20 protein-coding genes, 1 tRNA gene and 3 pseudogenes are annotated in these 25,675 nt (G+C 53.3%); 8 read left to right on the top strand and 16 right to left on the bottom strand.

The genetic code is table 11. The features are described from left to right. Positions 1 to 89: 89 nt before the first annotated feature. The gene (accC, locus tag VI25_RS18220; protein WP_045690433.1) at positions 90 to 1,598 is read left to right on the top strand and encodes an acetyl-CoA carboxylase biotin carboxylase subunit; all 1,509 of its coding nucleotides are present in this window, start codon (positions 90 to 92) and stop codon (positions 1,596 to 1,598) included. A gap of 80 nt (positions 1,599 to 1,678) precedes the next feature. Here accC and bshB1 read toward each other — a convergent pair whose 3' ends face one another. Beyond that, positions 1,679 to 2,398 carry a bacillithiol biosynthesis deacetylase BshB1 gene (bshB1, locus tag VI25_RS18225; protein ID WP_045688675.1) on the bottom strand — a complete coding sequence of 240 codons (720 nt, stop codon included), beginning with the start codon at positions 2,396 to 2,398 and terminating at the stop codon, positions 1,679 to 1,681. Positions 2,399 to 2,643: 245 nt separating this feature from the next. Here bshB1 and VI25_RS18230 point away from each other — a divergent pair. Next, positions 2,644 to 3,659, top strand: a pseudogene (locus tag VI25_RS18230) (aldo/keto reductase). Positions 3,660 to 3,788: 129 nt separating this feature from the next. Here VI25_RS18230 and VI25_RS18235 read toward each other — a convergent pair. The 7 genes and pseudogenes from VI25_RS18235 to VI25_RS18265 form a co-directional block, all read right to left on the bottom strand. After that, entirely contained in the window at positions 3,789 to 4,946 is a 1,158-nt protein-coding gene (locus tag VI25_RS18235; RefSeq protein WP_236705116.1) for a M23 family metallopeptidase, read from the bottom strand. Positions 4,947 to 5,066: 120 nt separating this feature from the next. Continuing rightward, a pseudogene (gene trxB, locus VI25_RS18240) lies at positions 5,067 to 6,013 on the bottom strand (thioredoxin-disulfide reductase). Positions 6,014 to 6,235: 222 nt separating this feature from the next. Then, the gene (locus tag VI25_RS18245) at positions 6,236 to 7,099 is read right to left on the bottom strand and encodes an RNA polymerase sigma factor RpoD/SigA (protein ID WP_022823752.1); all 864 of its coding nucleotides are present in this window, start codon (positions 7,097 to 7,099) and stop codon (positions 6,236 to 6,238) included. Positions 7,100 to 7,232: 133 nt separating this feature from the next. Further along, positions 7,233 to 9,394 (bottom strand): annotated as a pseudogene (locus VI25_RS18250) (polyribonucleotide nucleotidyltransferase). A gap of 197 nt (positions 9,395 to 9,591) precedes the next feature. Then, complete coding sequence (gene rpsO / locus VI25_RS18255) at positions 9,592 to 9,867, bottom strand: 30S ribosomal protein S15 (RefSeq protein ID WP_045688677.1); 276 nt, start codon at positions 9,865 to 9,867, stop codon at positions 9,592 to 9,594. Positions 9,868 to 10,046: 179 nt separating this feature from the next. Continuing rightward, positions 10,047 to 11,480, bottom strand: coding sequence for an LptF/LptG family permease (locus tag VI25_RS18260; RefSeq protein ID WP_045688678.1), 1,434 nt, complete (start codon positions 11,478 to 11,480; stop codon positions 10,047 to 10,049). Between the two features lie 113 nt (positions 11,481 to 11,593). Next, positions 11,594 to 12,007, bottom strand: coding sequence for an START-like domain-containing protein (locus VI25_RS18265; RefSeq protein ID WP_045688679.1), 414 nt, complete (start codon positions 12,005 to 12,007; stop codon positions 11,594 to 11,596). A 131-nt stretch (positions 12,008 to 12,138) separates the two neighbouring features. Here VI25_RS18265 and VI25_RS18270 point away from each other — a divergent pair. The 6 genes from VI25_RS18270 (at position 12,139) to VI25_RS25260 (ending at position 15,193) form a co-directional block, all read left to right on the top strand. After that, positions 12,139 to 12,212, top strand: a tRNA-Met gene (locus tag VI25_RS18270). 42 nt (positions 12,213 to 12,254) lie between these two features. Next, on the top strand, positions 12,255 to 12,593 hold the full coding sequence (locus VI25_RS23515; RefSeq protein ID WP_152981692.1) for a hypothetical protein: 339 nt from the start codon (positions 12,255 to 12,257) through the stop codon (positions 12,591 to 12,593). Positions 12,594 to 13,001: 408 nt separating this feature from the next. After that, positions 13,002 to 13,160 (top strand): hypothetical protein, encoded by a 159-nt coding sequence (locus tag VI25_RS25255; protein WP_161806976.1) that lies wholly within the window; start codon positions 13,002 to 13,004, stop codon positions 13,158 to 13,160. Between the two features lie 49 nt (positions 13,161 to 13,209). Then, positions 13,210 to 13,641 carry a hypothetical protein gene (locus tag VI25_RS18275; RefSeq protein ID WP_055562717.1) on the top strand — a complete coding sequence of 144 codons (432 nt, stop codon included), beginning with the start codon at positions 13,210 to 13,212 and terminating at the stop codon, positions 13,639 to 13,641. Between the two features lie 344 nt (positions 13,642 to 13,985). Beyond that, the gene (locus tag VI25_RS18280; RefSeq protein WP_045688682.1) at positions 13,986 to 14,552 is read left to right on the top strand and encodes a hypothetical protein; all 567 of its coding nucleotides are present in this window, start codon (positions 13,986 to 13,988) and stop codon (positions 14,550 to 14,552) included. Positions 14,553 to 15,055: 503 nt separating this feature from the next. Further along, positions 15,056 to 15,193, top strand: coding sequence for a hypothetical protein (locus VI25_RS25260; protein WP_161806977.1), 138 nt, complete (start codon positions 15,056 to 15,058; stop codon positions 15,191 to 15,193). 446 nt (positions 15,194 to 15,639) lie between these two features. On the opposite strand, the gene VI25_RS24835 is transcribed toward VI25_RS25260, so the two are convergent. From VI25_RS24835 to VI25_RS18325, 8 genes are all read right to left on the bottom strand, one after another. Continuing rightward, positions 15,640 to 16,080: a hypothetical protein gene (locus VI25_RS24835; protein ID WP_152981693.1), complete on the bottom strand. Its 441-nt coding sequence runs from the start codon at positions 16,078 to 16,080 to the stop codon at positions 15,640 to 15,642. A 558-nt stretch (positions 16,081 to 16,638) separates the two neighbouring features. Continuing rightward, positions 16,639 to 16,983 carry a 50S ribosomal protein L20 gene (gene rplT / locus VI25_RS18295; protein ID WP_045688685.1) on the bottom strand — a complete coding sequence of 115 codons (345 nt, stop codon included), beginning with the start codon at positions 16,981 to 16,983 and terminating at the stop codon, positions 16,639 to 16,641. 154 nt (positions 16,984 to 17,137) lie between these two features. After that, a complete protein-coding gene (gene rpmI / locus VI25_RS18300; RefSeq protein WP_045688686.1) occupies positions 17,138 to 17,332 on the bottom strand; it encodes a 50S ribosomal protein L35 in 195 nt (64 codons plus the stop codon). Positions 17,333 to 17,423: 91 nt separating this feature from the next. Further along, positions 17,424 to 18,041, bottom strand: coding sequence for a translation initiation factor IF-3 (gene infC, locus VI25_RS18305; protein WP_072144859.1), 618 nt, complete (start codon positions 18,039 to 18,041; stop codon positions 17,424 to 17,426). Positions 18,042 to 18,265: 224 nt separating this feature from the next. Beyond that, positions 18,266 to 20,215 carry a threonine--tRNA ligase gene (gene thrS / locus VI25_RS18310; protein WP_045688687.1) on the bottom strand — a complete coding sequence of 650 codons (1,950 nt, stop codon included), beginning with the start codon at positions 20,213 to 20,215 and terminating at the stop codon, positions 18,266 to 18,268. Between the two features lie 158 nt (positions 20,216 to 20,373). Further along, a complete protein-coding gene (locus VI25_RS18315; RefSeq protein ID WP_082455668.1) occupies positions 20,374 to 21,531 on the bottom strand; it encodes a tetratricopeptide repeat protein in 1,158 nt (385 codons plus the stop codon). A 79-nt stretch (positions 21,532 to 21,610) separates the two neighbouring features. Further along, a complete protein-coding gene (locus VI25_RS18320) occupies positions 21,611 to 22,426 on the bottom strand; it encodes a tetratricopeptide repeat protein (protein WP_045688689.1) in 816 nt (271 codons plus the stop codon). Positions 22,427 to 22,605: 179 nt separating this feature from the next. Continuing rightward, positions 22,606 to 25,458 (bottom strand): DNA gyrase/topoisomerase IV subunit A, encoded by a 2,853-nt coding sequence (locus VI25_RS18325; protein ID WP_082455674.1) that lies wholly within the window; start codon positions 25,456 to 25,458, stop codon positions 22,606 to 22,608. Between the last annotated feature and the right edge of the window lie 217 nt (positions 25,459 to 25,675).

The following is a 25,675-nucleotide window of genomic DNA, read 5'->3' on the forward strand; positions in this document are numbered from 1 at the left end:
CTAGGGCGTATTACGCCATCTACGGCTAGCTCGTCAGTAGAGATATTCAGCTACGTTCTTTTTACCTCTCCCACCCGCACCCTCCCTACATGAAAAAGATTACCAAGCTACTCGTTGCCAACCGGGGCGAAATTGCTTTGCGCGTACTACGCTCAGCCAAAGAAATGGGCTTGCAAACCGTCGCTATTTATAGTGAAGCTGACCGTAATGCTTTGCACGTACGCTACGCCGATGAGGCCGTGTGTGTGGGCCCACCCGCCTCTAAGGACAGCTACCTCCGCGGCGATAAGATTCTCGACGTTTGCCGCCAACTGGGTGTCGATGCCATTCACCCTGGCTACGGCTTCCTATCTGAGAATGCCGAGTTTGCCCGCCAAGTGCAGGAGGCCGGACTGATTTTCGTGGGTCCCTCGCCCGAAGCTATGGATGTGATGGGTGACAAGCTCTCGGCTAAACAAGCCGTGAAAGCCTATAATATCCCGCTAGTGCCCGGCCTCGACCAAGCCATTACCGATGTGCAGGCTGCCAAGCAAATTGCTCAGCAGGTAGGCTTCCCGGTGCTTATCAAGGCCTCGGCCGGCGGCGGCGGCAAGGGCATGCGCCTAGTACATCACATGGACGAGTTTGAGGAGCAGATGCAGCTTGCCGTATCGGAAGCTACCTCCGCTTTCGGCGACGGCGCAGTGTTCATTGAGAAATTTGTAACAGGTCCGCGCCACATTGAAATACAGGTACTCGGCGACGAGCACGGCAACATTGTGCATCTGTTCGAGCGGGAGTGCTCCATTCAGCGCCGCCACCAAAAGGTAATTGAAGAGGCGCCCTCCTCGGTCCTCACGCCCGAGCTGCGGGCTGAAATGGGCCGTTGCGCCGTGGATGTAGCCCGGGCCTGCAACTACACCGGGGCCGGCACCGTGGAGTTCCTCCTGGACGACCAGCGCAACTTCTACTTCCTGGAGATGAATACCCGCCTGCAGGTAGAGCACCCCGTGACCGAGCAAATCACTGGCCTCGACCTGGTGAAGGAGCAGATCAAGGTAGCCCAGGGCCTGCCCCTTGCCTTCCGCCAGGAAGAGTTAGCAATTCAAGGCCACGCCCTGGAGCTGCGCGTGTATGCTGAAGACCCGCAGAACAACTTCCTACCCGATATTGGCACCCTGACTACCTACGTACGTCCTCAGGGGCCCGGCGTGCGCGTAGACGATGGCTTTGAGCAGGGCATGGACATTCCGATTTACTACGACCCCATGATTGCCAAACTCGTCACCTTCGGGGCTACCCGCCAGGAGGCCATTGAGCGAATGCTTCGAGCCATCGACGAGTACCAAATTACCGGCATTGAAACCACGCTGGGCTTCGGCCGCTACGTGTTGCAACACCCCGCTTTCGTGAGCGGCAACTTCGACACTAACTTCATCCGCGACCATTTCACGGCCGAGACCCTGAAGCCCGCTGCCCCGGATGCAACCACGGCCAAGCTCGCCGCGGTCCTCACCGCCATGCTCATGACGGAGAAGAAAGCCCCCGTGGCCGCTTCGGATGCTCCGGCTGCTTCCAACGGCTCGGCCTGGAAACGAAACCGGTTGGGCGTGCGGTAGTGCTTACCTTCGTTACAAGACAAAGGCTCGGCCTAGGTGGCCGAGCCTTTGTCTTGTAACGAAACCAGCTACTGGTTTTTCTAAATCAACTCTGTCACCTCTCGTACCCCAATTGGCCGTTCGCGGGTGAAGCCTTCCCCGAACTCTACCCCAATCAGGTGGCCAAACTCGCGGGCGCGGGCTTCCATAAAGTTGCTGAACACCGGCGTGGAGAGATAGGTCGCCGGCTCGCTGCTGGCAGGATCGTGGAACTGAGTGCGGTACGCCTTGATGCTCTCCCACTTCTTGGGCCAATGGGCTGAAATGTCCACCACGAAATCGGCCGGGATCTGGCGGTCCTGGATGTAGTGGAATACCAAGCGGGGGCGCCAAAGCTCTTGGGGCTGCCCATCGTCGCCGAAGGTTTCAATCATGCGCAGACCGGAAAGAAAGCAGGATTCTGATACAAGCTGGGAACCGCGGCCGTGGTCGGGGTGCCGGTCGTTGATGGCGTTGCAGAGGACAATATCGGGCTGGTAGCGACGCAGTGCGGCAATGACGGGCAGCTGGTGCTCCCGGTCGTTACGGAAGAAACCATCCGACAAGCCCAGATTCTCACGGGCGCTCAAGCCTAAGATGCGGCTGGCCGCTTCAGCCTCTTGCGCGCGGGTAGCGGGCGTACCACGGGTACCCAGCTCTCCCCTAGTTAAATCGATGATGCCCGTTTTCTTACCCGTAGCAGAAGCAGCTAGTAGGGTGCCAGAGCAGGACATTTCTACATCGTCGGGGTGCGAGCCAAAGGCCAGTATATCAAGTTTCATGTGAGGGGAAAAAAGCAACCAAAAATTCAGGCCCCTACTTCGCGAGTATGCGGGCCTGGTACCTAGTGCAGCACGGGCAAAAGTACTAGGTTGGGCGGCTTTTACCGGTGCGTTATGTTTTAGCTCTTGTGCCGGCAAACATCCGCTGGCCCAACTACCTTTGCCGGATATGGGGTCTGTTCTGCTCTAGCAGCCCCCTATTCTTACGTTAATAGGGCCAACATCCGCGCCCATCTTCCCACCACATGGAACACAGACAATTAGGTGCCTCTGGCCTACGCATTCCCGTGCTGAGCTTCGGCACGGCCACTTTTGGCGGCGGCAATGAGTTTTTTAAAGCATGGGGCAGTACCCAAGTCGACGAAGCTCGGCGGCTAGTTGATATTTGCTTGGAGGCTGGCGTCAATTTATTCGACACGGCCAACGTGTACTCCCAGGGTATGGCCGAAACTATCCTGGGCAAAACCATCAAGAGCCGTCGTAACGAGGTGCTGCTTTCCACCAAAGCCACCTTCCCCATGGGCACCGACCCGAACGCATACGGCTCTTCTCGTCAGAACCTTGTGAGAGCGTGCGAGGACAGTTTGCGCCGTCTGGGCACCGATCATATCGACATTTACCACATGCATGGCTTCGACGCCCGCACGCCGGTAGAAGAAACCCTACGCACCCTCGATACACTGGTGCAAAGCGGCAAGGTGCGTTACATTGCTTGCTCCAACTTCTCGGGCTGGCACCTAATGAAGTCCCTGAGCGTATCGGAGCGCCATGGCTGGGCCCGCTACGTAGGACACCAGGCTTACTACTCCCTAGCCAACCGCGAATTTGAATGGGAACTCCAGCCCCTAGGTGTCGACCAGGGTGTCGGGACGATTGTATGGAGCCCTTTGTCGGCTGGCTTGCTGAGCGGAAAATTCCGCCGTGGTCAGCCCGCTCCCGCCAACAGCCGTCTAGCCCAGGGTGGCGGACAAGGTCCCCAAGTACCCGATGAGTTGCTATTCAACATCGTGGATGCCTTGGATCAAGTAGCGGCTCAGACCGGTAAGACGGTGGCCCAAGTTGCCTTAAACTGCTTTTGCAACGCCCGACGGTAGTTAACCTGGTTATTGGGGCCCGTACTGAAGAACAGCTGCGGCAGAACCTAGCCGCCGCCGGCTGGAACCTCACTCCCGAACAGGTTGCGATACTAGACGCTGCCAGTGAAACCTCGCCCATCTACCCCTATTGGCACCAGCGAAGCTTCCCCATGCTTCAGCTCTAAAGGAACTACCGTAGGTAAACATACCTTGTAGCTCCCGTAAAAGCCGCCGTAGGCAGATCACCATAACGAAGGCCCGCTGTAGTCAGACTGCAGCGGGCCTTCGTTATGGTGCGTAAGTGGTATACTACGCTACTTAATTCGCAACGTGCGTCCTACCCGCAGCACGGCAGTACCGCCATTTAGGCGGCGCAACTGTGCTTGCGAGACGCCATACTTATCCGCAATTTCCGAGAGCGTGTCGCCACTTCTGATCTTGTGCGTCACGATCCGCCGCGCGGCAGATGGTTTGGCACTGCTACTGCTCCGACTACTGCTGCTCCCACTTCCTGCGCCCGGTACGCTGCCACCGCGGTAGCGCAACGACTTGCTGTAATAAGCAAACAGGGCCGACGTAATCTGGAAGTTATCCTTGATCAGCCGGTAATCGGGGAAGTCATACATCCGCTCCGGGTCGATGGGGTTGCCTTCGTAGCGAATCTCGAAGTGCAAGTGAGACCCACTGCTCCGGCCCGTATTGCCCCCCCAACCTATTAGCTGTCCTGCCTTTACGAAAGTACCAGGCGTAACGAGTTGCTTTTGCAAGTGCCCATACAGCGTCTCAATACCATTGTAATGACGCACCAGAATATAGTTGCCGTAGCCTGAGCCATCCCATTTTACAATACGCACTACCCCGTCGAAGGCGGCCTTTACGGAATCGCCCGTTTCGAGGTCTAGGTCAGTACCATAGTGCCAGCGGTACCCCCGAAACCCGAAGTCCGAGGTAATAGGCGTTCGGGTTAGAGGCATCTTAGCGAAGCGCTGTCGCTCCGGGTCCGTGAGCTTAAGGTTTAGCGTATCCTTAATGCGGCGACCATCTACTCGGTAAGGGTTAATGTTGTGGGTATCCCAAATGGCATAGTATCCCGCCACTTGAATCCAGCTAGAGTCAATCTGAACCTCCTCTTTTACTTCTACAATGTGTTGCTCACCCTCGTTGAGCGTGGTCGTGTCTTCACTTACGATGGACAGCTTCTTAGCAGGATTGAAGAAGATGGATTTGGCTGCGTCGGAGCTTTCGTCCGGCAGCTCCTCCGTTTCAATTAGAATAGTGGTATCGGGCCGCACGTAGCGGATAGTTGGCGATTTTATGCGAAAAAAGTCCTTTCGCTTACCTGCCGAGCCGGCTTTCGCCTTTGGCTCCGGTGTTTTGCGCCGCTGGGCAAGCAGCTGGCCGGGCAAGCTCAGAAACAGCCCGATCAGTAGCAGCGGCAGCAGCCAGATTTTCACAAAATGAAGCAAGAGCAAATCGGTGAGGTGGTGAAATAGTGAGGTGGTGAAGAGCAAAATGGAAGGTTCCGGCTTCGGTAGCAGAGCCCGCCCCGACAGAACGAAAAAACCTTCCATTTCACTATATCACTCGTTCACCTAATGGTCGCCTAAAGCTGCCAGGTAACGCTCGGCGTCAAGGGCCGCCATGCACCCAGAGCCCGCCGCTGTTACGGCTTGGCGGTAGGTGAAGTCTTGCACATCACCGCAGGCAAACACACCGTCTACGTTGGTTTTGGCAGTACCTGGCAGGGTTTTCAAGTAACCCTGCTCATCATGATGCAAGTAGGGCTGGAATATTTTGGAGTTTGGCTCGTGGCCAATTGCTACGAAAAAGCCCTCAATGGGAAGCTCCCGCGTTTCGTGCGTAACGGTGTTTTTTACCCGAGCTGCTTCTACTGCGTGCTCTCCCAGAATTTCATCTGTGACGGTGTTCCACAGCACTTCAATCTTGGGGTTGTCAAGCACACGCTTTTGCATAATCTTGGATGCGCGCATTTCACCTTTGCGTACAATCATGTACACTTTGGAGCACAGGTTGGCCAAGTACGTAGCTTCCTCGGCCGCCGTATCGCCGGCGCTACAATAGCCACGTCCTTTCCACGGTAGAAGAAACCGTCGCACACGGCGCAGGCCGATACGCCAGAACCATTCAGGCGTTGCTCCGACGGCAGGCCGAGCCACTTGGCTGAAGCTCCAGTAGCAATGATGACAGTATCGGCCGTCAGCTCCAGCTTTTCGTCGATAGTTACCCGGTGCGGATGACCAGAGAAATCTACGGCGGTGGCAATACCATAGCGAATGTCTGTACCAAAGCGGGCCGCCTGCTTTTTCAGGTCCTCCATCATCTCTGGCCCCATGATGCCATCAGGGTAGCCGGGGAAGTTCTCTACGTCGTTGGTAATGGTGAGCTGCCCACCGGGCTGCAGACCTTGATACATAATGGGTTGCAAGCCAGCTCGCGAAGCATAAATAGCTGCGGTATAGCCCGCTGGGCCCGAACCGATAATTAAACACTTGATGTGTTCCGAGGTCGTATTCTCCATGAGAGTTGTCGAAGCGCCCCCAGGCAGCAACGCCATGGGGAGTTGAATTTGGGATACAAAGGTAATAAGAGCCAGCAGTAAGATGGCGGCCGCAACCTCAGCAGTGCGAGCACGCTGCTAGCTTTGCCAGAAAAGGCAAGTAGTCTTCGCTAGGCACGCGGCTTAAACTCAACAAAAAACCCCAACCAATGGTCAGGGTTTTAAGTAGCGGCGTAGAAAAAATTATCCCAAGTAAGGCTTGAGAGCTTTGCTACGCGAAGTATGGCGCAGACGACGAATCGCCTTTTCTTTGATTTGACGAACCCGCTCACGAGTCAGGTTGAACTTCTCACCAATTTCCTCCAATGTGAGGGAGTGCTCTCCATTCAAGCCAAAGTACAGCGTGATTACGTCTGCTTCTCGCTTGGTTAGCGTACTCAAGGCGCGCTGCACTTCCTTACGGAGTGAGTCGTTCATTAGGCCCGTATCAGGCGACTCCTCGTCCTCGTTTTCGAGTACGTCGAGCAGACGGTTTTCCTCACCCTGCACGAACGGAGCATCTACTGACACGTGGCGACCTGAGATCTTCAGGGTGTCCACTACTTCCGAAGTTGTCAGTTCCAGTACTTCGGCAATTTCTTCGGGTGAGGGCTCCCGCTCGAATTTCTGCTCTAGTTCAGAAAAAGACTTCGAAATCTTGTTTAGTGAGCCCACCCGGTTCAGGGGCAAACGGACAATACGCGACTGTTCAGCCAAAGCCTGCAGAATGGACTGACGAATCCACCATACGGCGTAAGAGATGAATTTAAAGCCGCGGGTTTCGTCGAAGCGCTTAGCAGCCTTGATCAGACCCAGGTTACCCTCGTTGATCAAGTCGCCCAGCGACAACCCTTGGTTTTGGTATTGCTTGGCAACCGACACCACGAAGCGTAGGTTTGCTTTGGTTAGTTTTTCCAGCGCTTGCTGGTCACCTTCCTTAATGCGTTGCGCCAGCGTTACCTCCTCGTCGGGGGTCAACAGATCTACCTTGCCAATCTCCTGGAGGTATTTATCCAGCGACTGGCTTTCGCGGTTGGTGATCTGCTTGCTGATTTTTAGCTGTCTCATTGCAGGCGCGTGAGAATTGAGTTATTGATGCTAGAAAACGTCGTATTAGTCCGATATACGGAGGATACCCCAACGCGGGTACCGGCATTGATTGTGTGCAACACGCCGGTACCCGCTAAAGTTCGGAATATCCTTACTGAGCTGCGCCGTTTGATTCGGCGGCACGCTCTGGTTTAGGCAAAAGCACCTTCCGAGAGAGACGATATTTGCCCGTTTTCTTGTCGATATCGAGCAGTTTCACGTCAATCTCCTGTCCTATTTCCAGTACGCCTTCCAAGGAAGCCAAACGCTCGTGAGCTACCTCGGAAATATGCAACAAGCCATCTTTGCCCGGCATTATTTCCACAAACGCGCCGTACGGCTGGATGGAGCGAACCTTGCCCTTGTACGTTTCTCCCACTTCTGGGACGGCCGCAATTGCACGAATCCGGTCGATGGCAGCTTGCATATCCGGCTGATTTGAGGCGAAAATGCTCACGTGGCCTTTCTCGTCTTTTTCCTCAATGATAACCGTAGCGTTTGTATCCTTCTGGATTTGCTGGATGACTTTGCCACCTGGCCCGATTACAGCACCAATAAACTCTTTATCGATGAGCATTTTGTGCGAGCGAGGCGTATGAGGCTTCAGCTCAGCCGCAGGGGCACTGATGGTCTTGGCCATCTCGCCGAGAATGTGCAGACGGCCTTCACGGGCTTGGTGCAGGGCCTTTGTCAGGATTTCGCTGCTCAAGCCTTGGATTTTGATGTCCATCTGGCAAGCCACGATGCCTTTTTCGGTACCCGTTACCTTAAAGTCCATATCGCCGAGGTGGTCTTCGTCGCCTAGGATGTCCGAAAGCACTGCGTATTCGCCGGTTTCTTTATCCTGCACAAGACCCATGGCAATGCCCGATACGGCAGCCCGAACCTTGATGCCAGCATCCATCAGAGCTAGCGAACCAGCGCATACCGTTGCCATCGAGCTAGAGCCGTTCGACTCCAGAATATCCGACACAATGCGGATGGTATAAGGATTTTCGTCTTCCGAAGGCAGTACCTTTTTGAGGGAGCGCATTGCCAAATTGCCATGACCTACCTCCCGACGACCTGGGCCACGGTTTGGCTTTACTTCACCGGTAGAGAAAGCCGGGAAGTTGTAGTGCAGCATGAACTTGTTATAGCCCGACTGCATAGCCGAGTCAATAATCTGCTCATCGAGTTTGGTACCCAGGGCAACCGTAGTGAGCGACTGGGTTTCACCGCGGGTAAACAGCGAGGAGCCGTGTGCACCGGGCAGGTAGTTAACTTCCGACCAGATGGGACGGATTTCCGTGAGCTGACGACCATCGAGGCGGGTGCGCTCCTTAATCATCATATCACGGATGGCCTTTTTCTCAGCCGAACCATAGTAGCGGCCGAACATTTTCAGGTCCAGCTCAGGATTTTCAGCCTGCAACTCTTCCAGCAGTGGCTTCTTGATGGCGCTAAACGACTCCTTGCGGCCTGCTTTGCTCGTGTTACCTGACTTGGCTACTTCGTAGGCCTTTTGGTAAACAGCCGCAGTGATGCGCTGCTTTAGTTCGTCGTTCTCGTCGTATTTAGGGTAGTCACGCTTTACGTGCGACTTTTCAACTTCGGCGGCCAGCTCCTGCTGAACACGTACTTGCTCTTTGATGGCCTCGTGGGCGTAAGCAATGGCTTCTACCATTTCCTCTTCGCTCACTTCATCCATCTCGCCCTCTACCATGGCTACTGAGTCGGCGGTAGCGCCTACAATCAGGTCAATGTCGGCGCGTGCTATGTCGTCCGTCTTAGGGTTAATCTGGAGTTTACCGTCAATGCGAGCGACCCGCACTTCTGAGATAGGACCAGCAAACGGAATATCAGAAACCGATAAGGCAGCGGAAGCAGCCAAGGCGGCAAGTGCGTCAGGCTGCACGTCCTTATCGGCTGAAATCAACGAAATCATTACCTGCACTTCGTAATGATAATCCTTAGGGAACATCGGACGCAAAATGCGGTCTACGAGGCGCGATACGAGTACTTCGTAATCAGAGAGGCGGCCTTCACGGCGCTGAAACGAGCTGGAATTTTGCCGGCGCCACCAAATTTTTCTTGATAATCAACGGACAGCGGCAGGAAATCCACGTCACCGCGGGCGCTGGGCTGCGATACTACCGTGGCCAGCAGCATGGCGTCTCCCAACCGCACAACGACAGCACCGTCGGAAAATTTGGCCAGTTTGCCAGTTTCGATAGAAATCTGCCGCCCATCGGGCAGCGTGATGTGTTTGGTAACCGCAGTGTAATTGGGCATCTTCTAATATTGCTTTTTGAAAGCGTGCAGCGGGCGAGCAGCCGTAAAAATGGGGCCGGCATGGCCCTATTTTGCTCTGAGTTATCTTCTTTCCGGGAGGGGAACAACGAAACCAAAAGAATAATGCGCCTGGCTTCGCACAAAAAAAGAGCAGGGAACCTCTCCAATGGAAAGGCTCCCTGCTCCGGACCGTGGGCTTACTTACGAATACCCAGTTCCTTGATGATAGCGCGGTAGCGGTTGATTTCGCGGTGCTGGAGGTAATCCAGCATACGACGGCGCTTACCAACGAGCTTGAGCAGACCCAGGCGGGTCGAGTAATCCTTCTTGTTCACCTTCAAGTGCTCGGTCAGGTGCGAAATGCGGTGCGTAAACAGCGCAATCTGCGACTCGGCCGAACCGGTGTCGCTAGAGGACTTCTGCAGGCTGTTTTTCTCGAAAATAGCCTGTTTTGCTTCAGTTGTGAGTTGCATCGGCAGATAGGTTTCCCCGTCTTAGATTAAAAAATGAAAAAGAAAAGCCACCCCGCATTTCGGGGTGGCTGCAAAGGTAGTTGTTTCATGCGAGAAACGAGCAGGAATACTTTCTTAAGGCAGCAAATAACCAAAGCCGCGAAACTAATTTCCTAACGGCAATTTAGCAGGTTTCAACTCTATACTACCCGTTTGTAGCCCCGCAACGGCCAGCGCAACCACTGAGGCCGCAGCCGAGTCCAGTCAACATCTAAAATTCCGGAGTCATGCCGCGCTTGGTACAAGAAGAACAGTCCAACTGGCAGCAGAAGAATAAACGCCATCCACATGCCCACTCCTACCGGCATAATGATTTCGCGGCCATACTTCTCGCCCATAATGGACAGCACGTAATAGACGATAAAAAATACAATCGAAATCAGAATAGGAACCCCAAGCCCCCCTTTCTTAATGATAGCCCCCAGCGGTGCCCCAATCAGGAACATGAGTAGCACTGCCGCCGACTGGGTGAACTTGCGATAAAACTCAATCCGGAAGTTGGCGCGCTCCTTCGTAATACCAGTTAAGCGGTCTGAACTGGTGCCGAGGAAGGAACGTACGTTGCGGGCACGGTTGGCAGCTTGCTGCGTAATGGGCAGAGTTACCGGCTTCAGGCGCGACGCAGGGATCTGCCAGCTAGCAACCCGTTGCATAGCCACCCGGCCCGTTGTGTCTAGGCGAAAAAACGAGTAATACGGGTTCAGTTGGGGTACCAACAAGCGTCGTTCATTGGACAAGCGAGTGCGGAGAGAATCGTTGAAATGATTCAACTCTCCTAAATTCAGCATCATCTTGTTTTCCTTGAACAGCTTGTCCGGGGTACGGTCGAGCCCGAAGGACGCCAACGATAAGGTAATCAGGTTGCGGTCGAAGTTCTGCCGTATGAAGTTCGCCCCTGATCGGCTGTTACCATCAGGCTGCTCTACGTACGTACGCCCCCGAAACAACTCTAATCCCAAATACTGGCCCCCAAACCGGGTAAACATACGGCCCGAGTCGGCCAGAATAACTGTGTTGCTACCGCGTCCCTGAGTATGATCATATATCATCACCCCCTTGAGCAAGTCGCCATTTTCGCCCAGCTTCTTGTTTACCTTGATTGTGTAGCCGGGAATGCCATTGTAGAATACTCCTTCGCGAATATCCAATGCTAGCTTCTGCTGACGCACGTCCCATAGCAAGCTATAGGCCTTCAAATTGGCCATAGGCACAATGGTATTATTGAACCACAGACCGGCCCCCGCTAGCAACAGACTTACTAGTAAAACAGGACGGAGGATACGCGTCAAGGAGATGCCAGAAGTCTTAATGGCCGTTAACTCGTGGTGCTCTCCCAGGGTCCCAAATGTCATCAACGACGATAGAAGTACGGCGAGCGGCAGAGAAATTGGGACAATCAGAACGCTGAAGAAGAACAGCAATTGAGCAATAACCCCTAAGCCTAAATCTTTTCCCACCAGGTCGTCCATGTATTTCATCATGAACTGCATGAGAAAAATAAACTGCACCACGGCAAAGGTGAGCAGAAAAGGCCCTGCAAAGGCCTTTAGGATAAGCTTATCGAGTTTTTTCATGGTTGAGAGAAGCCCAAGTGATGTGTGAGGACCAACTCACGAAAAAGGGCAAACACGAAACGAAGATACAGTTCGTTTCGCGTCTGCCCTTTGTGGCATTGTCGTAAACAGTGCTACCCTCCTACCTGTTCCCGCAACTTCAGGATCAGGTTGTCCCACATCTCCTGAAGTTCTACATCATCCGTTTCCTCGGAGTAGTCGATTACCCGCAAGTAGACTTCCTGAGTGAGTTGAGATTCTTCAAGAGTAAAATCTAAGTAATTAGCATCGGATGTGGGACGCTTGTTTCCATCTAAGAACACGAAGCGCGCACTCCGATTAGTTCGATGCGAATTTAGTTCGGCAAAGTGCGGTTGGTTGTCCCAAATGAAATTGAACCGTCGATCCTCATCCAGCCGCACATCTTGGCAGAACCACTGGGAAAGCCCAGAAGCACTAGCCAAGTACGGATACAGAATTTTAGGGGAAGCATTGATAGGGTATTCCACCGTAAATCGGTGTTTGCGGCGGGTAGCGGAGAGCGGCATAAGCAAATCGTGTAAAAATTTCTATCCGGTGTGCCAATGACTTACCGGCTAGAAGCCAATATACATGGTTTTTTTTCTCACAGGATTTGCATTCCGTCAAATCTTGTCTCTACCTTTGCAGCATCAAAACCGGCGGGGTAGCTCAGTTGGTTAGAGCACAGGATTCATAACCCTGAGGTCACGAGTTCAACTCTCGTCCCCGCTACTTGCAAAAACGGCCTTTCCATTGCGGAGAGGCCGTTTTTTGTTGCCTGATATTTTTTTATCACAGTTTTATCACAACTCTATATTTTCGCCCGAGTATGAGCCCCGGCTCTTCGATGCCGATGGAGACCTGTCGAAGCGGTGGTATATCGACTACCGGATATGGGATACTGATAAGCAGGCCTTCGTTCGGAAGCAGTACATGGGCATGAACAAGTACAACACGCTCCGGGACCGGCGGCGCGTGTGCAAGCAAAAGCTGGCTGCTGGAGAAAGACTGCACGGCCAGCGAGACACCTTCACGATGAGGCTGGATCCCGAGAAGGCCAGCATTCAGCAAGCAATGAGCTGGGCGCGACAGTCTGGCATACTCAAAATATGATCTACTGCTACTTAGGAAAGTAGTACGACTGTGTATTCAGAAAACACAGTGTAGTATCTTCTAAAATGAAACCTAAACAAGGTTTAAGGGTTGCCTTGAGAGACCTGCTCTCTTACGTTATACTTGTACAAGTCTTTACTTCTGAAGAGCGGCACGATGGGCACCATTCGGTTTCTCTCACCAGACCAGTTCATTATTCACTGAAAGAGTGATTCTATCTGTGTTAAGGACAAGCAGGATCCACGCGTTACGACTATTGTTGTAATCTTTACGGGTTTTCGTTGAGTAAAAAATCCTTCAACCCATTTTTATGTCTCGATTACTATCCGCCCTACTTCTAAACAGCACTCTTCTAGCCACCTCCTACGGCAAAGATTCTCCTATGCCTATGCCCGAAATGCAAGGCAAATGGCCCCCACATCCTCTACTTACTACGGCTACAGCGCCACCAGTCAGTTTATAAAACAACAGGAGATTCCGGCTCAGCCTTACTATATGGTCATTACCGTAGACCCAAGCCGCAAGCCAGACATACCTTACCAGAAGGTAGACCACTATACCCGCTAAACACGAAGCCTGTAGTTCAGATTAGCTTTACACTCTATTCCTTATCCCGATGCAACGTGTACTCCACCTAATACTCCTGAGTCTGACGCTCCTCACGGCTACAGCTTGCTCTACTGATAAAGATTCCGAGCCTGCTCCCGCCTTGGAGGGGCGCTGGAATTTTGAGCGTAGCCAGACCTATAGCGCACAAGGTACGCTTCTCCCTATCCCTCTTCCAGGGATAATACCTACCCCGCACTACCTAGAGGTCCACGGCACACAAGTGAGCAAGTACCTTGTCGGTAGCACCGCCACAGTCGTTCCTACGTATGTCTACGATGCCTCCCAAAGTACCCTCGTTGGTCAAGACGGAATTATTAGCCGTATAGAGGAATTGACCAAGAATACCTTGCGCATTCGCACTCCTACTTTCGTAGCGAGCCAGGGACCAATAACTGATCCGGTGGTACGCTACGATGTTGTGTCTTACTATACCCGCTAGCATATCCCTATACCCAGGTGCATAATTACCCTTTAGCAGGAAGTATTCCCTTCTAGGGCGCCGCAGCAAATCGCACCACGGTGGCCCCAAAGCCCTAGCTGGTGCTGCTTAGGTCCGTCAAGGACTTGGCCCGGTGCTGAGAAAAGCGGTACCTAGTGCTACGGCTGCGCACGTTCGTCAGCACGAGCTGTCGCTTGCAGGTGCGCTATACTTCACCTCATTGGGCTTGTTCATTTTCTTTCCTACTGCTTATACAGCAACTGAGAGGAAATTCAGACCGTAGAAAATATACCACTCCAGACACGCAGGTCCTTTCCGATTACTCCCATACTTAGTAGACCAATATGGCGAAACAAGCCCCCGCCACGAAAGCCGACAAGCTCAATAGCCTGTACAAAGAATGCGGCCTTATTAAGGAAGATGTTTTCCAGCACCAGCACTATACCATACTTACCCGATCGGGCATTGAGAAGGTACAAGCCCATTATGGAATCCAGGTCAGCTACAAAGCCCTGAAGCTTGAACCCAAGTACGCGGTCATCAAGGCAGTAGCGCAGATGGACGAAGCCAGGGTAGAAACCTATGGTAGTGCCGTTCCGGAGAACTGCAAAAACAGCTATTTTGCAGAGACAGCGGAGAAACGGGCCCTCAGCCGGGCAGTGCTAAAGCTAACGGGCCTCTATCAACACGGCTTCTTTGGAGAAGAAGAATCTGAGCAGTTGACGGCGGAAGCGAAAGCAGCCCCACAGCAATCAACCGAAACTGACGTTCTCAACGATGCGCTAAGCCGCTTACATAGTGGAGACGCACCAGGCACGGTCTGGAAAAGCTATCCGGAACTGCATAGCCATGAGGGCTTCAAGGCTGCTGTAAAGGCCGAATCAGAACGCCGCAAAGCGGCTGCAACCTAGAGCGAACACCCGAAAAGCACGAGAGGTCCAACCAGAAACCACTTTGCTTTTTTTCTTCTAGTTTCCGTCTTCATAGACCAAACCTCCAAGATATTCCCTCAACTCTTTCGTATAGCATCGTATCGAGACATGGTTCGAACAGCGTACGCAGCATTCAACGCCCGCGATATGCCGGGGGCCCTAGCCACCTTCCACCAATGAGTCCGTTGGTCGAGAGCATGGGAGGGCGATTATGCCTCTGGCCACAAGGAAGTCCGGGACTACCGCCCATAAGCCCACGGACGCTCAGCTACAGAAGCAAAAACTGATTGCGGCCTTCCGCCTCTTATACGTGGGAGCCCCATGCTTTTCTACGGCGACGAAGCCGGCTTGTAGAGTAGCAATTGCCCTTACTACCGCAAACCCATGGTGTGGGCCGAACAAAAGTACGTAGCCGAAACCCACAACCTAGACCAAGGCATTCACCCTCCCGACGAGGTAGGTTTCAATAAGGACTTATTTACTTGGCACCAAAATTTATTGGCTTGCGTCAGCGTTCCGCCGCTATTTGGCTGGGAAGCTTCACGACCGTCGCAACCGAGGATGCGCGGCAAGTTTATGCCTTCCGTCGCACATATGAGAAGGAAGATGTACTCGTTTAACCGTGGCAGTCAACCCGCCACTTTTAATCACTAAGTAACAGCTAGCCACCTGTACCGAGATGCCTTCAACTAAAGCAAAACTACCGAAGGTGACTATTCCGGCCCGGGACGTAGTTGGTTTGCGCGCTTAATAACAAGGTTCTTTACCTGGTAACAAGCGGTATTTTGCCCCTTGCCACCCAACAAGCATCCTACTCCTGAATAGAAAAGGGGCGAAGGTTAGCTTCCGTACTAGGCAGCAAGTGGCCTACCACTAGTTGTATAACGATAGCTAGATAGCGCCGCGCACCAGAAGTCATTCTGGTAATTTGTGACTAAGGCACAATGGGGTATCAAGACGAATACGGTTTGTCGAGCTTCTGTACATTGGACTCCGCAACATGTTCTGGTAGATACTGCTCGCTCTAGCTTATCTAGTGATATGTAAAGGAATACGCGACACTAGATTACTTCGTCCGTCCTAACTGCGCTTGTTGCTTCTGCTGAAGCAGCCAAGCAACTGCATCTACTTCCTGTTCAAAGTACTGGTAGAGCATAGGCATATCGCGCACGGCCGTGGTTACACTACGCGTAGCCAAGCGCGCAAACGCATTTTCGGCTAACACAACTGCCCCAAATCGGTAGCTCCCTTCGGCTACCGCGCGTGGTAGCCATTGCTGGATCACGAAAATTTGTTCGGTTGGTGTAAACGGCGACATCAAGCGCTGATCAACTAGCAAGCACCCATCCCCTCGTTTCGCCAACAAACGGGTCACGTGCCCTAACAACGCCGCCATAGCTTCCGCATCACGCGTGCCGGGTTGGTAAGTTAGTCGAGCAAAGCCTAATGGGTCATCAACGGCACGACCAACAGCATTTTCATAATAGACGCGGTATCTAGTTGTCATTGTGCAAACCTACAATCCTAGCTGAGGGCAAGCAACTCCGTCAAATAGCTAGTATCTCGATAGCACCTTACTACCTTCCCAATACTCTAGCACTTCATTTGTATAGTGCACCCATACTACAGCGCATGATCTGTTCTAAAAACTGTATAATCAACGGCTTGCAATAAAGCGGTGATACGCTGCTGAATAGTCTTTCTTCAAATCTGCGGCTTGAGACGACGCTCCAAGACCATATAAGGGTTGGAGTCCTAGTGCTTTTGGTTCACCTAGCGCTGCTTCAACTGAATTGCTTCTCCCTTTCCCGTCGTTGCAAATTTGAATCATCGCTCAAAGACAAGGTCAATACACGCTGATGTTTGAGCAATCAAAAACTATGGTAAGTTGCCTTTATAATAGCTAGCATATATCAACATAAGGTAGTAGAAATATGAGCTTACTAAACCTACATTGATACTGACAGATAAGCTGTGAAGAGCATTTTGGCGGCGAAGCCGTTAAAAACAAAGCGCCTGACCAATATTGGTCAGGCGCTTTGTTTAGCAGCTATAAAAGAATAGTCTACTTGATCTTTTCTACGATGCCTTTGAAGGCTTCGGGGTGGTTCAGGGCGAGATCAGCCAGAACTTTACGGTTCAAGTCGATACCAGCCTTTTTTAGGCCACCCATGAACTGAGAGTAAGACAAACCATACTCGCGCACACCAGCGTTAATACGCTGAATCCACAAAGCGCGGAACTCACGCTTTTTGGTTTTACGGTCACGGTAAGCATACAACAGACCTTTTTCAACAGCGTTTTTCGCTACGGTCCATACGTTTTTGCGACGGCCATAATAGCCTTTCGCCAAACGCATTACTTTTTTCCGACGGTGGCGCGAGGCCGCGTGGTTGACACTTCTTGGCATAACCTGTTTGTTTTTGGCGGCCGGCGGCGGATTTTTTACCGCAGCTTTCGTCTCAGCCGGACGCCTGGTGAAAAATTGATTGTTGGCTTAGCCCCTATTAATGAGTGCCATAAATAATCTTACTGGCACTCATTTCTTAAGAGGCACAAACCAATCAGATGTTGAGCATGTCCTTTACGCGGTTCATGTCGGCCGAGCTAACCAGACCAACGTGCGTGAGAGCACGCTTCTGCTTGGTGGTTTTCTTGGTCAAGATGTGGCTTTTAAAGGCGTGCTTGCGCTTTACTTTGCCCGTGCCAGTCAGCGAGAAACGCTTCTTAGCACCAGACTTGGTTTTTACTTTCGGCATTGTGGTGGTGGTAAAAGGTGAAAAACTGCGGCGGTCGGCTGCCTAGGGCCGGTGCGCCAGCGTGAAATAGGGCTAAAGCCCTAGAATAAGCTTATTCGGCGCTATTTTCAGCGGGCTTTGCTTCCTTAGGTGCAGCCGCAGGCTTAGCAGCCTTTGCTGGCGCTACTGCCTTCGGAGCCAAGTAAAGGAACATGCGCTTGCCTTCCAGCTTGGGCAGTTGCTCTACCTTGCCAAGATCTTCGAGGGCCTGAGCAAACTTGAGTAGCAAGATTTCGCCGCGCTCTTTAAACACAATGCTACGACCCACAAAGTGAACGTAAGCTTTGATCTTGGCACCTTCGCGCAGAAACTCCTGTGCGTGCTTTAGTTTGAAAGCAAAGTCGTGGTCATCTGTATTGGGTCCGAAGCGGATTTCCTTGATGACTACTTTCGTTTGCTTAGCCTTCAGCTCGCGGGTTTTCTTCTTCTGCTCGTATTTGAACTTCGAGTAGTCGATGACGCGGCATACGGGGGGCACAGCAGTAGGAGAAATCTCTACTAGGTCGAGATTCTGCTCCTGAGCCATGCGACGGGCCTGCTCAGTGGGGTAAATGCCCTGCTCGATGTTATCGCCAACGAGGCGGACTTCACGGGCCGTAATCTTTTGATTGATTTTAAACGGCTCCTCGACTTGGGCGCGAGGGATATAGCGGCGGTTTGGGGTAGCTATGGCTAGTTCTCCTTTAGGTGAAAGTCGACTTCTACTGTAGTTGGTCTGGACGCAGAACGCATCCAATGGGTTCAACTAGCGGGCAAATATCCGCCATTTTTTCTACAACCTCAAGAAAGACTATATAAAATTGGCTATAGATGCTAAAATAACCCCAAGCCCAACGAACCAGTTCTATACCTGATGTCCGTTTAGCTTGGGATTATCTTGCTTACCGCGCTTACTTAAGCAGTTTTACCATCCATCATATCGTTCACCTGCTGCTGGAAGCTGCGGATGAACTCTTCCACGGGCATGGATCCAAGGTCGCCCTCCCCGTGTTTGCGCACGGAAACAACCCCGTTTTCCTGCTCCTTCTCTCCTACAATCAGCATGTAGGGTATCTTGGAAACTTCGGCGTCACGAATCTTGCGACCGATTTTCTCGTCGCGGTGGTCTACCTGCCCACGTAGCTCTGCCGCTTGCAACCGGTCGTAGATTTGCTGAGCGTAGTCGTGGTATTTCTCTGAGATTGGCAATACCGCAAACTGCTCGGGCGACAACCACAGGGGGAAGTTACCACCGCAGTGCTCAATTAGCACCGCCACAAAGCGCTCTAGCGAACCAAACGGAGCACGGTGAATCATGACTGGCCGCTGGCGAGAGTTGTCAGGCGCCACATACTCCAGGTCAAAGCGCTCGGGCAGGTTATAGTCTACCTGAATGGTACCCAACTGCCACTTCCGGCCTAAGGCATCCCGAACCATGAAGTCAAGCTTGGGACCATAGAAGGCTGCTTCTCCAAGTTCGGTTACGGTGCTAAGTCCTTTCTCAGCAGCGGCCTCCTGAATTGCGGCTTCAGCCCGGGCCCAGTTTTCATCGGAACCGATGTACTTAGTTTTGTTCTCGGGGTCGCGCAGTGAGATCTGGGCTGTAAAATCCGGAAAATCCAAGGCTTTCAACACATAAAGCACGATGTCAATTACCTTGAGAAACTCTTCCTTCACCTGATCGGGCCGACAGAAGATATGGGCGTCGTCTTGCGTAAAACCGCGCACCCGAGTTAAGCCGTGCAACTCACCGCTTTGCTCATAGCGGTACACTGTGCCGAACTCGGCCAAGCGCACGGGCAAGTCGCGGTATGAGCGAGGCTTGCTGCGGTAAATTTCACAGTGATGGGGACAGTTCATGGGCTTGAGGAAGAACTCCTCGCCCGGGTTTGGCGTCTTAATGGGCTGGAACGAGTCGGCACCGTACTTCTCGTAGTGGCCCGACGTTACATACAGCTCTTTGGCGCCGATATGAGGTGTCACGACGGGCTGATAGCCAGCTTTCATCTGCGCCCGACGCAGAAATTGCTCAAGCCGCTCGCGCAGAGCAGTGCCCTTGGGCAGCCACAGCGGAAGCCCCGCCCCTACTCTCTCAGAGAAGGTAAACAGCTCCAGCTCTTTGCCCAATTTGCGGTGGTCGCGGCGCTTGGCTTCTTCCAGCTTTTCTAGGTATTCGGTTAGCTCCTTCGCTTTGGGGAACGTAATGCCGTAGATACGTGTGAGTTGCTTGTTCTTTTCGTCGCCGCGCCAATAAGCACCAGCTACGTTCAGGAGCTTTACTGCCTTAATAGGGCTAGTGTCTGGAATGTGCGGCCCTCGGCAGAGGTCCACGAAGTCGCCCTGCTGATAGAATGTGATGGAACCATCCTCAAGGCGTTCCAGCAAATCTAGCTTGTAGGGGTCTTCTTTCTCGGTGAAGTATGCAATAGCATCGGCCTTGCTTACTGAACGGCGCTCGAACTTGCTTTTGTTTTTAGCTAGTTCCAGCATCTTCTTCTCAATAACCGGAAAGTCCTCGGTAGAGATGGCGCGGCCTTCACCTAAGTCAATGTCGTAGTAGAAGCCGTTCTCAATGGACGGACCAATACCCAGTTTCACGCCGGGGTACAGCGCTTCGAGCGCTTCGGCCATTAGGTGAGCCGAAGAGTGCCAAAACGACGACTTACCATCGGTATCATTCCACGTCAGAATTTCAACTTTGGCATCTTGTTCAATGGGGCGGTGCAGGTCGCGCACTTCGCCATTGACGCGTACGCCGAGAGCATTACGGGCAAGGCCTTCGCTAATGCCGGCTGCAACGTCGTAGCCCGTGGCGCCATCTACAAACTGGCGCACTGAGCCGTCGGGGAGGGTGATATTGAGCATGTGTGGGTTAATAATGGCTATACAAACAGCCGTGAGGCCGCAAGTTAGGAGTTTCTAGTTGCTAGCGCAGCGGAAATCCCCTCCTTGCTCTCCACGCCCATTCAGGCTTAAACCAATAAGCTTGGCTTAATTTGAGGGCAATGGGGCCACGTACTTAACTATAATCCTGTACCTGGCCGTTCCACTGTAATGGGTTCGATAGGTTCCACAGCCTGCCGAGGGGTCTCGTCTACAACAACTCCTTTCGCCCGATTTCCTACTTTCCAGGCCTTATAGGTCCAGTGCCGGTTACCGGGATATTCTGCTACCAGCAGCCGATACTGATCGGCAGCTTCGGGGTAGCGGCCGAGGCTTTCCAGGCTCTCTGCCAACATCTGTCGGGCTCCTACTAGCCGAGGCGAGCGGCGCAGGGCCCGTTGCAGGTGGGGCACCGCCTGAGCGTAGCGTCTGCTCTTGAACGCAGTCAACGCAATACGATAATCGGCGCGGTAGAAGGTTGTATCGAGCTGCACCGTGCGAACATAGCTACGCACGGCACTATCGGGCTGGTTTTGTAACTCAAACTGCCGACCATAGTCGTACCACAATGGGCCATACGTTGGGGCAATTTTCAGGCCTCGCGCGGCGTAAACAGCTGCTTTATCGGGCTGCCGGAAAGCATTCGAGAGAAAAGCTAGTTGGTGTAGCGTCTCCGGCTGTTGGGGGTCGCGAGCGAGGCTAGCTCGGAGGTAGTCCAGGGCCTGAACCGTATCTTGCAGTCCTACATAGGCAATACCCTTATAAAACAAGGCCGCACTATGATCGGGCTCTTGCTGCAAGGCGCGGTCAAGCTGGTCGAGGGCTTCTTGGTAGTGCCGCGCGGCCAAGTGGGTTTCTCCTACCAGCAGGTTAAGATCGGGAGAGGAAAAGCCGCGCCGGGAGGCTTGGTTTGCGGCGTCTAGGGCAGCTTGCAACCGTCCTTGCGCCCGCAAAGCGCGCGACTTAATGAAGTAGAACTCGCCAGGGCTGTCATCTAATTCCAGCGCTTGATTGATGTCTTCGAGGGCTGGCGCTACCTGTCCGGCATCAAGGCGGAAAGCCGCCCGCCGAGCGTAGAGGGACGCATTGCGGGGCTGGCGAGTAATAGCGCCGTCTAGTTCGGCGGCTTGTATTTGAGGGCCACTCTGCACCGTCGCTAGATTAATCATAACCTCAGGCTGCTCGTCGGGCTCTTGCCCGCACCCGGTACTGAGCGCCAAGCCTACCACGGGCAACCACTGCAAAAGGCAGTGGCGGACGAGGCGGGAAAGATGAAAGTGAAAACGAGAACAGCGCATAGATCAGCAAAGGTACATAGCAGCTACAGCAACCCTGTTTTGCCGGGGAGTAGAAAACCTTAGGTGTTACTATAGTCCTTTAGTTTTTGCTACGGATGTAGCGTTGGACTTGCCGGTGGAGCTGACGGTTCAACTGGGCCAGCAAGAGTCGGCAGCGCCGACTTATTTCTAGCTCTTCGGCTGTTACGGGCGTAAGGGCTACGGCTTCCTGTAGCACGGCTACGGCCCTACTGCGCTGCCCTTGATTGAGATGGACGCGGGCAAGGTCATAGCACACTTGAATGCGTTTCGGATCTAATTCATGGGCCCGTACTAGGGCGTCAATGGCTTTGCGGGTACCAGCACCACTAGGCGTACCGCCTAGGAACAGCCGACTGAAGATGCGCTCTAGTAGGCTGTAGTGGTCAACACGGTAGTGCCACCGACCTAGCAGTTGCCAAGCGTCGGCCCAATTGGGGCGGCGCGCCACGGCCATGAACACGTGAGGCTTCATTTCGCGGTAGGCCAGCAAACGACCACGGGCGGTTAGTAAGGTGGCCTGGCTGGTCAGGGCCAAGGCCTCCGCGTAGTGCCCTTCTGCACCGTTGGATTTTACTACCAGCGCCCGGTTGGCGTAAAGACGGGCAGCTGAGAAGTACGCGGCTTTCCGGGTTTCATCGGTGTAGCGCGCTCCTATTCGCACACTAAGCACGGCGGCCTGCCACAGCGCTTCATAGGTAGCGGGGGCCTTACTTAATACCTGCTCGTACTTAGCCAACGCTTCCGACTCGTGGTACTGTGTTTGCAAGGTTTGTGCTTCGGTCAGCAGCTTTGCTATCGAGGCATCGGGCGGAGTGTCCGGCGACACGGAGGTAGCCAATTGTGCCTGCGCCGGAAAGGCAACTGCTAGCCCCATCCCTACCCTAAGTAGTACCGAAAAACAACCTGAGCGCAACATAGAGCACGATAACCCCACAAAGCTGGGGTTTTTCCTTGAAATCATTAGCACAACGGTAACCGTACCGTTTAGGTGTATGCTTGCTACCCATCCCACAAAAGAAAGCCCCACCCGTATAGCAGGTGGGGCTTTCGATCTTAGAATAGCTTGAGCTGGGACTTCGGTGTTTTAAGCACGGCCTGGGCCTGGGCAATATCGGCCTCTGAAATATCTACTGGGCCTGTTAGCTCGGGTAAGGGAGCCTGTTCGGGAGGGGAAGCGGCGGCGCTGGGCCGCGGAATGGTGGCCGGACCACGTTTCTTAGCTACCTCGCGCCGCTGAGGCTCTGGGCCTTCATCGGTGAGTAGAGCTACACCGTGCACTTTGAAGTAGTTCAGTTTGTTGCCCATGGCCTTCCACCCTTTCACGTCGATAAACTCGTGGAGGTGAAGGTGCTCATTTTCCTTGTCGGCTTTCTTGTCGCGCTGTAGCTTCACTTCGGCCTGTGGCTCAGGGTGGCAGGTAGCGCACACAAGCTTCGAGCCTTTGGTTTCCGAAATAAAGATAAAACGCTTATCGAGAGTGCTGGTTTCTACCTTAAAGCGTTTCACATAGTGCGTCTTCGACTCCCCTTCTACGTATACGCAACTGATGACCGTATCTGCTTCCAGCTTGCGAAGCACCATGATGTTGGGTACATCGAAGTGATGCATTAGCTCAGGAGCCCTTACCTCGTAGGTACCGTCTTTGTACACCACCAAAATGGTGTGCTCTGTATCGAAAGCACCGAGGTAGCGGCCATGGCCAGCATGGTTGAGGCGTCCGACTACGTTGTCGAAAAACACTTCCCGACCGCCCAGGGTGGAGTCGCCCAGAACCTCCTGCTTAATTTTCTTGATGGGCTGCTTAGTTACGATGTTACCCATGGAGCCTTTGCCTTTGATGGCTAGCTCAGCAAAGTCAAAATCAAACAGTTTTACGCGGGCTGGTGCTTTATCCGACAGCTGCACACTCACAATTTCCGACTCCGAGTTGGGGTTAGCCGTGAGGTAGAGCACTTTCGTGCCCTTAGTGCCTTTAGTCAGATCGTAAACCTTATCACGAGTGATGCCCGTGACCAGGAAACGCTTGGCAAAGCTGATGCCCGAGGTGCCATCCTGATAAATCATGTTGTACACCAGACGGTCGTCGTTCTTATTGTAGACGCCCACGTGGAGAATGTCCTTGCCAACAAAGGTTTTCTCAGCAATTTTAGACACCACAAAGGTACCGTCGCGGCGGATAGCAATGATATCGTCCAGGTCCGAGCAGTCGCATACGGTTACGGCTTTCTCGTCCTTCTTGAGACCGTACCCTACAAAGCCATCTTGGTAGTTTACGTAGAGCTTCTGGTTGGCCACGGCTACTTTCTGAGCCGTTACCACGTCGAAGGTGCGCAACTGCGTTTTCCGTTCCCGGCCTGTACCGTACTTCTTCAGCAAGCCCTCGAAGTAATTGATGGCGTAGCGGGTAAGGTTCACTAAGTGGTCGGCTACTTCGGCTAGCTCCGCCTCCAGCTTCAGGATAAACTCTTCGGCCTTAAAGCCGTCGTACTTGCTGATGCGCTTGATGCGAATTTCTGTCAGGCGTGTGAGGTCCTCCTCCGTAATGGCACGCCGCAGTACAATACGGGTGTCGTTGGCCTTGGACTTCTCCCCCTCAATGCGCACAAATTTCTTCAGGCCCGCATCAATGGTTTGGAGAATCTCCTCCCAGGTTTCGCACTCCTCGATTTTACGGTAGATACGGTTTTCAATGAAAATCTTCTCCAGCGAAGCCGAATGCCACTTCTCCTGCAACTCATCCTGGCGAATCTCCAACTCCCGCTCCAGCAGGCGCAGTGTTTTCTGAGTGCTTAGGCGCAACATATCTTCTACCCCCACAAAGCGCGGCTTATCCTCGATAATCACGCAGGTGTTGGGTGAGATGCTGATTTCGCAATCAGTAAAGGCGTAGAGGGCATCCATGGTGAGGTCGGGGCTCACGCCCGTGGGCAAGTGCACCTGAATCTCTACCTGGGCCGCCGTGTTATCGACCACCTTCTTGATCTTGATCTTATTGGCCTCCGACGCCTTCACAATGCTTTCCATCAGCGCCGTGGTGGTGGTGCCGTACGGAATGTCACGAATGACCAGCATGGTCTTGTCGGCCTTTTCAATGGTAGCGCGCAGACGAATTTTGGCGCCGCGCAGGCCCCCATTGTAGTTGCTCACGTCACAGAGACCCCCGGTGGGAAAATCCGGGAATAGCTGGATATCCTTGCCCCGCAGCACGTCAATGCTAGCCTTGCACAACTCACGAAAGTTGTGGGGCATAATCTTGGTACTCAGGCCCACTGCAATGCCTTCTACTCCTTGGGCCAGCAGCAAAGGAAACTTCACGGGTAGCGTGGTAGGCTCGCGCTTACGGCCGTCGTAGCTCATTTGCCATTCCGTAATGTCAGGATTGAACACCACGTCTAGCGCAAACTTGCTCAGGCGGGCTTCAATGTAACGCGGGGCAGCCGCACCGTCACCCGTCCGGATATCGCCCCAGTTGCCTTGGGTTTCAATCAGCAAATCCTTCTGGCCTAGGTTCACCATAGCGTCGCCAATGGAGGCGTCGCCGTGGGGGTGATACTGCATAGTTTGCCCAATGACGTTGGCTACCTTGTTGAAGCGGCCATCGTCCATTTCCTTCATGGCGTGCAAAATGCGCCGCTGCACGGGCTTCAGGCCGTCCTCAATAGCCGGCACGGCGCGCTCCAGAATCACATAGGAAGCATAATCCAGAAACCAGTTCTGGTACATGCCATTCACAGTAGCTACGTCGTGAATGGTTTCGCCGGGCGCAAACTTGGGCTCCTCCTCGGCTTCTTCCGTCACAGCTTCCGGCTCGGTCACGGTGTGCACCTCGTCCGACGATTCAGCCAGCAACAGTTCACCAGCCTCGCTCACTACAGACTGGGCCGCCGCGGCATCTTCCGCGTCCATATCCGCCGGGTTTTGCGGCGCAGACCCAAACTCAATGGAGTCGCCGGCCCCAAACAGGTTCGGTTGCTCGTCGTGGTTTAGGTCTTGGGGGTTCGTTTCTTCTGACACAGTAGGGGGTGGCACTTGCCACAATTATTGTTCTTGTACCTCTCTCCTACCTCCTGGTTATCAGCGAGGAAGAAGGTTAAAAAGCTAGGCTCATCGTACTGGGCGGCAG

The sequence above is a fragment of the Hymenobacter sp. AT01-02 genome, from assembly GCF_000961955.2.
GTDB lineage: Bacteria > Bacteroidota > Bacteroidia > Cytophagales > Hymenobacteraceae > Hymenobacter > Hymenobacter mucosus.